Raw genomic sequence first — 11,228 nt, forward strand, 5'->3', positions numbered from 1 at the left:
TAATCACCGCTCAATAAAAGTATAATTGTTAATACGACCTGCCTCTTTGATGCTGATACTACCAGGCGTCTTATATTTGTTCCGACTGATTAAAAATACCACAGCACCATTTTTAGTGGTGATATTGTAAAAATCAAAGCCAAATAATAAGAATAGCGGATTAAAATAAAGAGCTTGTGATAAAAACGTAAAAACAAACAAGATGCCGTAAACAAACAGTAACGTTTCCCAATTACCAACGCTTAGTGCGACAAAAAAGTAGCCTAGGTAACTGGGTAAGAAGCTGTTATTAGCATGTTCAATACTGATTATCTGACCAGGTTCAAAACTGTCTTTACCAAGCCAGCGGCTGAGCCGGATGCTTAGCCAAGTAAGGATAATTGGCACCAGTAAGTAAGCAATATAAGAGACAGCGTTCGGCAGCCCGACCAAATAGGAACATTTAGCTAAAAAATGCCCCAAGGTATAGCCTTTCTGAACCAGAAAGATAATGACCAGCAATGACGTAGCATTAAAGGTTAAGAGTAGCCGAAACACTAAGTTCATTATTTCACCGTTACTTGACCGTTCATTAGCATTGGGAGAAGCCAGTCTCGAAGCTTGATTAGCTCATGCTTTTGAAAAGCGACATTCATTATTTTTTCGAAAATCAGATCGGCTACTTTGTAGTAGTTATTCAATATAGATAGTGGGGGTATAACTATCGGACTTTCATCAATAACGCCTTTATTAATATGTGGCTGTTGAGCTCCTGTCCTGAGCCCCATTAATCTTGGTACTTCACTGCAAAAATACGGATAGATAAAAGAACTCTTAAGCCAGCCACATTCTCGAATTCCTACTACAGATTGGTTCGTTGTAGCATCGATACCCAATATCGAAGGACGAATATAACGAACAATGGAAATTACCACAGTTCCTTTAGGTAGCAAAACAGCCGCCGAGTTATCAATTCCTGCCTGAGTAATCTTCTGTTCGGATGTTATGATCGGAAAAGAGGCCATTTCTCCCGAACTCAACCATGGAATGTCTGCATTTTTCCAGTATTCTTCTATTGCTGTTGATGGCGTTCCCCCTAATTCAGTCTTGCCAATTGAACCAACTGTGGTCACTACCCACCCCTCCGGTATCTCCCGTTTCAGAATCTGGTTGTAGGCCATCTTACCACCTGAACTTTTGTAAGGTTTACCATTAGCATCGGGGAAATCGAACTGTACAAACCAGTAGTCGTACAGGGTCTTGGCCATTGATTCCAGTTCAGAATTGATGCTGTTATTGAGTTCGATTTTGTCATCAATTTTCCTCAATACTTTTGAGATTTTCCTTTGTTCATTTATAGGTGGCGTGTTTATCTCAAACTCTGAGCAGTCAGGAACTCTAATATGACTAACTATAGACCCAGTACTATCATGCCGACGAAACTGAGATTGTAAATCTGGTGATAGAAATGCGTATAGAAGATAGTCTGAATCTAACTTTTGAGGGTTAACTCTGTACTGCATTATTCTCTGGCCAAGAAATACAGTATCTTCGAAATTAACATATCCTACTTCCCCCATTGGAGCTTCGCGAGTTAGCAAAACATCGCCCCTTTCTACAGTTGCGCGTCGAATCCATTTTTGAAATATTTCTTTTTCGACGAAACGACAACCAGCTAAGTTAATTTTTCCGTTTTTGATATTCGGAGTTCTAATCATTTTGTAGGGGGTTTCATAGTCAACGCTCGGAGCTGTTTTATTTACACAATCAACAATAAGCTCGCATAAATTAGATATCTTTACCCTTGGCCAGAGATTAGTAGTCATACTTCAACCCTGCCAACTGCTTTTTAATTTCAGTTTCCAGTTCTCGTGATTGGTTAAACATATTATCCAGATTATTGGTAAATGTTTGCATCTTCTCAGCAAACTGCTTTGGGGTAATATCCACATACTCAATTTTGACATCGAAATACTGACCAGCACTTAAGCTGTAGTTTTTTGCAGCAATTTCGTCATAACCAACAACTACAGAGAAATCGTCCTCTGTCCATTTTTTATTGAAAACATCAATAATTTGCTGCTCTTCCTCTGGCGTAAGAACGGTTTTCTGGTTCTTACCGTCTTTGACTTTTTCACCCAAATTCGAAGCATCAATCAACACTACTTTATCTTTATTGCTGGCATCAATAAACAGGATAGAGACGTTAGTCCCGGTGGTCGCAAAAATATTCGATGGCATAGAGATTACACCCGCCAGCATTTTGTGCTTGACCAGATATTCTCGAATCCCTTTATCAATACCTGATTGAGCAGTAATAAACCCCGTCGGTACCACTACTGCCGCTTTACCATCAGGTTTTAGCGAGTAAATGATGTGCTGTAAGAACAATTGGTAGATTTCCATTTTGTCCTTAGATTTAGCTTTAATCTTTGGAATTCCAGCAAAGAAACGTGCTTTATTCTCTTTGCTATCCAGATCATCACGATAATCACTAAAATCCATTTTGAATGGAGGATTAGAGACAATATAGTCAAAGCGCTTTAATTCTTTACCATCTTTGTGGTACGGATGCAGTAGCGTATTCCCCTGAATGACATTGGGAATAGAAAGCACCAGATTGTTCAGGATCAGGTTCAGCCGCAACAAACTGGAAGATTTTTGTGAAATATCCTGTGTATAGATGCTGCAACGATCTTCGCCAATAGCATGGGCGAGGTTCATCAACAAGGTACCTGAACCCGCAGACGGGTCATAACAACTGGCATTACGAACAACACCTCGCTGTTCTTCCGGCACCAGTATGGCGGCCATAATCCGCGCTACAGCATGGGGCGTGTAATACTCGGCATATTTGCCACCAGCGTTACTGTTGTAGTCTTTAATCAAATATTCAAAGATGGTGGCGTAAAAATCGAATTTTTGGGTAAAAATGCGCTCAAAGCTGAATTTCCCCAACTGGTTGATGATGGCGCGGCAGAAGTCATCCCGCTTGGATTCATCAGCAACATATTGACTAATGCGGTCAAATAGCACCACTTTCGCACCACCATCAGTTTTCACTGCGAACACATCGTTATTGATGGCAGCGATACCCATCAGGGTATCGTCAAACATCTTGGCAAAATTAGGCTCATTTTGTCGGCTGGACAAACGGCTGATAAAGTATACCGGCTCCAGACATGCAGTATCACCACCCATTTGGTTTTGCAAATCATCTAAATCGTCTTCACTCATTTGCGCCAGCATCGCTTCCCCATTTTCAGCTCGCGCAATATCTTTATTGATCTTTTTCGCTTCAAAGGCGAACTTGTCGACTAAAAATTTGTACAGAAAAACTTGGGTAATAATTTTAAATTCATTACCGTCATTGCCAAGTCCATAGTTGGCACAAATGCTTTTCAGGCTGTCGATCAAATCCTTTGTTTCTTTTCTAAATTTAACTTCTACCACGTACTACTTCCTGTATGAAATTCTTTCAAGTATTCTGTTACAACTAATTGATTAACAAAATGTAAAGCATCATTACTCAATTCAATCTGTTGTTCATTTATAAAGCGCTTGTACACCTGCCGCATCATCTGACGTCCAAAATAAATTTCATGATTTAAAATTTGGTTGTTATTGAGCACTTGCTCATCGGCATCCTGTTTTACATTCATCAACGCAATAAAAATCTTACGTTCAGATTCGCTAATGTCACTTTTATCCCGCTGGCGTTCTTGCAGGCGTTTATGAATACGGGTGTATTTGGTGTCACCATGATACTTCTGACACAGTTGGTTATTCTGACGATTCAGCTCCTTAATGCGAACATGAATTTTGTTCAGGGCGTTAATATTAGCCACCATTTCATCCTGAGTCACTGCGCTTAAGTTCTTTTTCTTAAACAAACGCTCAAGCTCCTCTTTTAAGCTGATAAACTTGGGATCTTGCTGATCAAAGTTATCGGCCAACGCTTCGCGAGCCTGGCGCAGGGTATCTTTTAGTTTGTCGGCGATGACCAGCTCTTCTTCACCAATCTTTACAAACTTGAAGATCACATCTTCCAGCGCGCGGTTTAGCAAGTTGCTGGTGTCCGTACCTTGTTCCAAGTCCTGCTTGAGGTTAAGTAGCTCCAGATGGTTACTGGTTTCACGATAAAGTATATTCAGTCTGGCGAAATCCAGCTCATTTATAAAACGGTATTCACCTTGCAGACGAATAAGGTTATACAGGCTTCTGGCATCAGCCAGTGCTTTTTTCAGTGCCAGTACAGTTTCCCTGTCCTGAATCTGATTGATTTGATCACAGAATACTTCCATATTTTCAGTCTCGAAACGGAACAACACATCTTTGATATTTTCAATTTCCTGCGTTATCTCTTCCTGAGATTTAAACAGGTGTGAGTAGTGTTCCATTTCGTCACCTAATTCTGATTGTAACTCTTCAAAATAGGCTTTGTTGGTTGCATCAAACTCTTTGCGGATATCGGCAAAGTCCACGACATAGCCGTAGCGGAAGTCTTTATAAGTTCGGTTAACCCGAGTCAGTGCCTGCAACAGATTGTGTTTACGGATAATGCGCCCAAGATATAGTTTTTTCAGACGCTTGGCATCAAAGCCAGTCAACAACATATTGTAGACAAATAAGAAGTCAATTTTGCCGGCCTTGAAATCCTCCACCCAGTTTTTACGCTCTTCTTTAGTGCCGATATCATGAAGAATGAGCGCTGCGCTTTTGACTTTTTGCGCCTGTTTGAGCGACTCACCATAAGACGTTATCTGAGGTTCAGCCATTTCCAGTACGCGAACAGCTTCTTTTTTAGGCAGCAAAGGTTTTTCGGCATAAACCGCATTAAATATTTCAAACATCTGCTTAGCTTGCTCAGCGCTATCGCAGATAACCATGCCACCGATGCTGGCATCATTTAATGCACCACGGCTTTTCTCAAAGTCAGTAATGATGTAGTTGAGCATCGGCTCCACAAAACTTGGATGGGAATAAACCTCTTTGCGGTCTACATCACCCATTTTTATTTCAACTTCTTCCAATGCTTTTTGCAGCGTCATTTTGTAGTTGGTGGCAATTTCCTCACGGATCAAGCGCAGAGTGTAACCATCAGCAATGGAAGAATTGTAATAATATTTGTGGATATAATCGCCGAACAAGGCGCGAGAATTGTAATCGTCTCCCAATAATGGCGTCCCTGTCAGACCAATTTTAATGGCATTGGTGTCTGACTGACTTAAATTTGCCAGAAAGCTGCCTCTTGGATTATAGCTACGGTGCACTTCATCTAAGAAATAGACTCGCTGGATCGCTATATTGTAGTCTTTAGTCGAAACCACATCAGGATCATCTTGAAATTTTTGTATATTAACGACGGTGATTTCCGGTTTACCAGAATGGTTGTGGATCACCTGCATGGCTTTGATGTCACGCGCAAAGTCCTCACGGGTATTGATGAGGTGTACCATCAGGCCACGGGCAGTAAACTCGCGCTGCGCCTGTTGCAACAAATCCAGACGATCAACGATAAAGTAGAATTTTGGAATAATCTGCCGTTTTTGAAAATAATCCGTCAAAAATTGGACGTTGTAGAACGCTAATGCTGTTTTGCCGCTACCTTGGGTATGCCAGATAATACCTTTTTTACTTCCTTGGCTTAACTTATGTTCGATTGCCTTCGTCGCGAACAGTTGTGGATAACGCATGATGTGCTTTTGTAGCCCATCCGTTTCAGACACATAAGCCAACGCATAACGCAGTATAAAAGCAAGGCGCTCTTTACTGAGCAAAGAGCTACAAATACGGTTGGTTGGGCGATTTGGGTCTTTATTCGTCAGGAACTCTGGATTGTAACGAATAACTTCAAGGTTATTGTCTTTTAGTACATTGATCTCGTCATCATCCGATAGCGACTTAAGTAGTGCGGTAAGATTCAGCACTTCCTCTTCACGGAAGTAATTAAATATTGGCTCATGGTATGAACTACTTGCGTAGAATGCCCCCTGAATCGGCTCAGGATCACCATCATCATATTCCATGTTATTGGAAAAAATCATGAATTGGGTGATATTGGCAAACCGCTTAAGCTTTGGATTCCGAAAACGTTTATTGATACGATCACGTTCCGCCAAGATGCCTTCACGATTGTTTGGCTTCTTCACTTCAATGAATACCAATGGCATACCGTTTATTAATAGCGTGATGTCTGGGCGGAATTCCTCATCACCATTCTGGCAAGTTAACTCAGTGACAACATGGAAACTATTATTGTTAAAATCTTCAAAATCGAGCAGCTTGGTATTTGAGCGATCTGTCAGGCGCTCAAAAAAAGCACGTCCAAGATCGTCATTATCGAGCAGCAGTTTTACATCTTCGAGCAAACGATAGACTTCATCGTCTTCAATGCCGTTGTTAATACGGGTAATCGCGTTACTAAAGAGCTCAGGAAAGATATTTGTTGCTACATCCCAAGTCTGGTTCTTAAGTGACAAATAGCGATAACCTAATCTCATCAAGTGCAAGATAACGGGGATTTTTACACGGGAATCTTCGTTGAATTTCATTATATGCCTTTGATTATTTTAATTTTATAAGTAAGCATTAGTGATAACTCACCTGCCATAGTTAAAAATTACAACTAATTTCCTAATATATTATAAATTCATCGTTCAATATCTAATTAATTGAAAGATATAAAATAAAAAAGTAACACATATCGGTAATAAGGCAGATTTAATTTTCGAGTTCAACGCTAACTATTTGCTAGAGGTTACTCCGTCCAATTGCTGGCTGTAGTTCCGTCTATTTGTATGTTTAAATCCCGACTAATTGCTGGTTTAAAATATAAAAAAACAAATGAAATCACATTATTAATTGATTTATATGACATTTAATTTATAAAAATCAAAACCCATATATATCCTGTAAATCACCACAAAGAACATAAAAAAATCCGGCTATGTTTTGCATAACCGGATTTAGGAAACTTCAATTTTATATACTTAAGGGTTAATCAATTACCTTAAAAAAACCAACCTTATTCCACCGTCACTGATTTCGCCAAGTTACGCGGTTGATCCACATCCGTACCTTTGATCAAAGCAACATGGTAAGACAGTAATTGCAGAGGAACGGTATAGAAGATCGGGGCGATCAGTTCTTCTACGTGTGGCAGGGGGATGATCTTCATGTTTTCGCTGTTGGTGAAACCGGCATCCTGATCCGCGAAGACGTACAGCTCACCACCACGGGCGCGGACTTCTTCAATGTTGGATTTCAGTTTTTCCAGCAATTCGTTGTTTGGTGCAACGATGATCACTGGCATGTCCGCGTCAATCAGCGCCAATGGGCCGTGTTTCAGTTCACCCGCAGCATAGGCTTCTGCGTGAATGTAGGAGATCTCTTTCAGTTTCAGCGCACCTTCAACTGCGATCGGGTATTGATCGCCGCGGCCGAGGAACAGGGCGTGGTGTTTTTCAGAGAAGTCTTCCGCCAATGCTTCGATCAGTTTGTCTTTGGACAACATGCTTTCAATGCGGCTTGGCAGGGCGTGCAGGGCATGAACTATGTCATGCTCCAATGCTGCATCAGCACCTTTCAGGCGTCCCATGTAAGCCACCAGCATCAACAGTACGGTTAACTGGGTCGTGAAGGCTTTGGTAGAGGCTACGCCGATTTCAGCGCCGGCTTTGGTCATCAGGGCAAATTCGGATTCGCGCACCAGAGAGGAACCTGCGACGTTACAGATGGTCAGCGAAGTCAGGTAGCCCAGTTCTTTGGATAAGCGCAGGGCGGCCAAGGTATCTGCCGTTTCACCCGATTGGGACAAGGTGATCAGCAGGCTGTTTTTACGGCGTGCTGGCTTGCGGTAACGGAATTCAGAAGCGATTTCTACGTCACATGGAATTCCCGCCAATGATTCGAACCAGTAACGTGAAACCATGCCCGCGTTATAAGAGGTTCCGCAAGCAACGATTTGGATGTGCTCAACCTGAGACAGCAGTTCTGCCGCGTTAGCGCCCAGTTCTGACAGGTTGACCTGACCGTTGCTGAAACGGCCTTCCAATGTGCTCTTGATAGCCATCGGTTGTTCGTAAATCTCTTTCTGCATGTAGTGACGATAAACACCTTTGTCACCGGCATCGTACTGAACGTTGGATTCAATTTGCTCACGTTCAACGGCTTCGCCGTTCACATCAAAAATGCGAACCGTGCGGCGCGTGATTTCTGCGATATCACCTTCTTCCAGATAGATAAAACGGCGGGTTACTGGCAGTAACGCCAGTTGGTCAGAGGCCAGGAAGTTTTCACCGACACCAAGGCCGATAACCAATGGGCTGCCAGAGCGCGCAGCCACCAGCACGTCAGGGTTACGGCTATCCATAATGACAGTGCCATAAGCACCGCGCAATTGCGGGATCACACGCTGGATCACTTCCAGCAGTGAGCCGTCTTGTTGTTGTTCCCAATGCACAAGGTGGGCAATGGTTTCTGTATCCGTATCAGAAGAGAAGATATAACCACGCGCTTTTAATTCTTCACGCAGTTCTTCGTGGTTTTCAATAATGCCATTATGCACGACGGCGATATGTTCAGAAACATGAGGATGAGCATTGCGCTCATTAGGCTCTCCGTGAGTCGCCCAACGGGTATGGGCAATCCCTGTACCACCAATGACGGGATGTTTGTCTGCTTCATCCGCCAGCATTTGCACTTTGCCGACTTCACGCAGACGAGTCATGCGGTTTTCACTGTCAACGACAGCTATGCCCGCAGAGTCATAACCACGGTACTCCAGACGACGAAGACCTTCGATCAGTATTTCTGCAATATCTCGTTGTGCACAAGCACCAACTATTCCACACATGTGTTTTATTCCTAAAAGCAGGGCGATTAAAACGCCCCTTTTATGTCGCACAACCTGATTGTTTTACAGCAACTCGCGTTATGGCGTTTGCCGCCCCCGAGCTTTGTAGAGATTGGGGGTTATCCCCTTCATCTTTCAAGCCGCAGCGTTGTTGGCTTCGTTCATTGACCGCCGCGCCGCAACCTGAAATCTATTGGGGATTTTTTTATGGGTATATCTTATTTATTTTTTCTTAACTGGTCGTGGCCAGTTTTTAATATGTGTTTGTTTCACTCGGCTGATAACCAGCTCATTTTCAGCCACATCTTTTGTGACTGTTGTTCCTGCACCAATGGTCACTCCTTTCGCTACCGTCACAGGTGCAACAAATTGAGTATCGGAACCCACAAAGACATCATCACCAATGATGGTTTTGAATTTGTTTACACCATCATAGTTGCAGGTAATGGTTCCTGCACCAATATTCACGTTCGCACCAATTTCTGAATCACCCAGATAAGTCAGGTGGCCCGCTTTAGAGCCTTTGCCCAGTGAGGTTTTTTTCATTTCAACAAAATTGCCAACGTGAGCTTTTTCAGCCAGTTTGGTACCCGGCCGTAAACGTGCAAAAGGCCCGACGGTACATTCAGTTGAAAGCTCTGAATCTTCAATGACGGTATAAGGGCTAATTATTGCACCATCACCAATAACGCAATTTTTCAGGATACAGCCAGAACCGATATGAACGTTGCTTCCCAATGTCACATGACCTTCGATAATCACATTAGTATCAATCACAACATCACGGCCATGCTCCAGTGTTCCACGTAAGTCAAAACGTGCCGGATCGAGTAGCATTACCCCAGCCAACAAGAGTTTCTCAGCCTGTTCAGACTGATAAATTCGCTCCAATGCCGAAAGTTGCAGGCGATTGTTAACGCCTTCCATTTCACTTAAACGGCTTGGATGCACAGTCTTGATTTGACGACCTTCTTTATGTGCCAGTGCAATAATATCAGTAAGATAATATTCACCTTGTGCGTTGTTGTTTTCCAGCCCGGATAACCAACGTTTCAAGTCTCCGCCATTCGCAACTAAAATACCGGTGTTAATTTCGTTGATTTTACGCTGTTCTTCCGTGGCATCTTTCTGTTCGATAATGCCGGTAACTTCACTGTTTTCGCGGATGATGCGGCCATATCCCGTGGGGTTATCCAAAATCGCCGTCAGTAAGCCAATACCGCCTTCTGGTTTAGCTTCAATTAAACGCTCTAAAGTGTCTTTGGCAATCAAAGGTACGTCACCGTAGAGGATCAGGATATCTTCATCATCGGCAAAATGCGGTGCTGCCTGTTGCATGGCATGGCCTGTTCCAAGCTGTTCAGCTTGCAGTACCCAATTTAAATTTTGGTTGGAAAGTGTTTGTTTCATCAAGTCACCACCATGTCCGTAGACGAGATGAACATTTTGGGTACCCAGTTCCATTGCTGTGTCAATGACATGCTGAACCATCGGCTTACCTGCCAGCAAGTGCAAAACCTTGGGAAGAGCAGAGTACATGCGGGTTCCTTTTCCTGCGGCAAGGAGAACGACACTTTTAGCACTGTGACTGTTTGAGATAATAGACATAAGAAACCTGACAATTCCAATTTTAAGTATGAAAGTAAACTCGTTTGCAAAATAAATTGCCACATATTTCGCAACGCAAAAATGCAATAAAAGCAAAAAAGCCAGTTAGTTTTCACTAACTGGCTTCAGACTGCTGACAAACCGCGTTGAAACCATACCATTGCCGTCTCCATTATCAACCCTCCTCTTCGTTTTTTTTCTGATTCATGCCCGTTATTCCCCTTTTCCAGAACGTGATGGGATGGTTGATCGACTACATTCACGGCTGAACCCCAGATAAAACCAACAAAGCGTGGCCACCAGTAACGCTATCTTCTTGATATTTTGCGCGGTGGCCGCCAATAGGCACTGTATCTGCACTTTCAGCAACCCGCGAAAATGGGCGTAACGATGCCCGTGATGCTGTTTGGCATCCGCAAAACTGCGCTCTATCGTTTCTTTTCGTCGCTTATGCATTTTTTTGCCCCACGGCGTTAACCGAATGTATTGAGCCTTTTCTTTGCTCGTTTCCCAGAGGTGCCGCGTGATGGTTTTTCCCTTTTTAGCCCGTGTACAAGCCGACCGCTGTGGACAGTTCTGGCAAATGCCGGCGGCTGTTTGGTAATGGCGGTATCCCTGGCGGTCGGTGGTGGTATAAATCAGCTTTTCGCCCTGCGGGCAGGTATAGCAATCGTGTTGCGAGTCATAAATAAACTGTTTCTTTTGGAACGTATTAGGGCCTTTGTTTGGGCGACGATAGCTGATGACCGGGGTGAGCCCCAGTTGCAGGGTCAGGTGGCAAATG

At 43.1% G+C, this 11,228-nt stretch carries 7 protein-coding genes; all 7 read right to left on the minus strand.

Going from position 1 to position 11,228, the window contains the following annotated elements; genetic code table 11:
- Window positions 1-3 precede the first annotated feature (3 nt).
- Complete coding sequence (locus Xsze_RS04375) at window positions 4-546, minus strand: hypothetical protein (protein WP_176553641.1); 543 nt, start codon at window positions 544-546, stop codon at window positions 4-6.
- Complete coding sequence (locus Xsze_RS04380) at window positions 546-1,805, minus strand: restriction endonuclease subunit S (RefSeq protein ID WP_051462458.1); 1,260 nt, start codon at window positions 1,803-1,805, stop codon at window positions 546-548. The genes Xsze_RS04375 and Xsze_RS04380 overlap by 1 nt, the downstream gene beginning before the upstream one ends.
- Window positions 1,795-3,432 (minus strand): HsdM family class I SAM-dependent methyltransferase, encoded by a 1,638-nt coding sequence (locus Xsze_RS04385; RefSeq protein WP_038239737.1) that lies wholly within the window; start codon window positions 3,430-3,432, stop codon window positions 1,795-1,797. Before Xsze_RS04385 ends, Xsze_RS04380 begins: the two co-directional genes overlap by 11 nt.
- Entirely contained in the window at window positions 3,426-6,533 is a 3,108-nt protein-coding gene (locus Xsze_RS04390; protein ID WP_038239734.1) for a type I restriction endonuclease subunit R, read from the minus strand. Before Xsze_RS04390 ends, Xsze_RS04385 begins: the two co-directional genes overlap by 7 nt.
- Before the next feature lie 473 nt (window positions 6,534-7,006).
- Complete coding sequence (glmS, locus tag Xsze_RS04395; RefSeq protein WP_038239732.1) at window positions 7,007-8,836, minus strand: glutamine--fructose-6-phosphate transaminase (isomerizing); 1,830 nt, start codon at window positions 8,834-8,836, stop codon at window positions 7,007-7,009.
- A gap of 222 nt (window positions 8,837-9,058) precedes the next feature.
- Complete coding sequence (glmU, locus tag Xsze_RS04400) at window positions 9,059-10,444, minus strand: bifunctional UDP-N-acetylglucosamine diphosphorylase/glucosamine-1-phosphate N-acetyltransferase GlmU (protein ID WP_038240072.1); 1,386 nt, start codon at window positions 10,442-10,444, stop codon at window positions 9,059-9,061.
- Window positions 10,445-10,657: 213 nt separating this feature from the next.
- Window positions 10,658-11,228 (minus strand): transposase (locus tag Xsze_RS22595; protein ID WP_244590061.1); only part of this gene is annotated, 571 nt, incomplete at its 5' end.

Origin of the sequence: Xenorhabdus szentirmaii DSM 16338 (assembly GCF_002632585.1) — a bacterium.
In the GTDB taxonomy this organism is placed as follows: Bacteria; Pseudomonadota; Gammaproteobacteria; order Enterobacterales; family Enterobacteriaceae; genus Xenorhabdus; species Xenorhabdus szentirmaii.

Coding starts and splice junctions, on each gene's coding strand:
- Xsze_RS04390 (WP_038239734.1), bottom strand. CDS start 6,533: ATGAAATTCAACGAAGATTCCCGTGTAAAAATCCCCGTTATCTTGCAC.
- glmU (WP_038240072.1), bottom strand. CDS start 10,444: ATGTCTATTATCTCAAACAGTCACAGTGCTAAAAGTGTCGTTCTCCTT.
- Xsze_RS04380 (WP_051462458.1), bottom strand. CDS start 1,805: ATGACTACTAATCTCTGGCCAAGGGTAAAGATATCTAATTTATGCGAG.
- glmS (WP_038239732.1), bottom strand. CDS start 8,836: ATGTGTGGAATAGTTGGTGCTTGTGCACAACGAGATATTGCAGAAATA.
- Xsze_RS04375 (WP_176553641.1), bottom strand. CDS start 546: ATGAACTTAGTGTTTCGGCTACTCTTAACCTTTAATGCTACGTCATTG.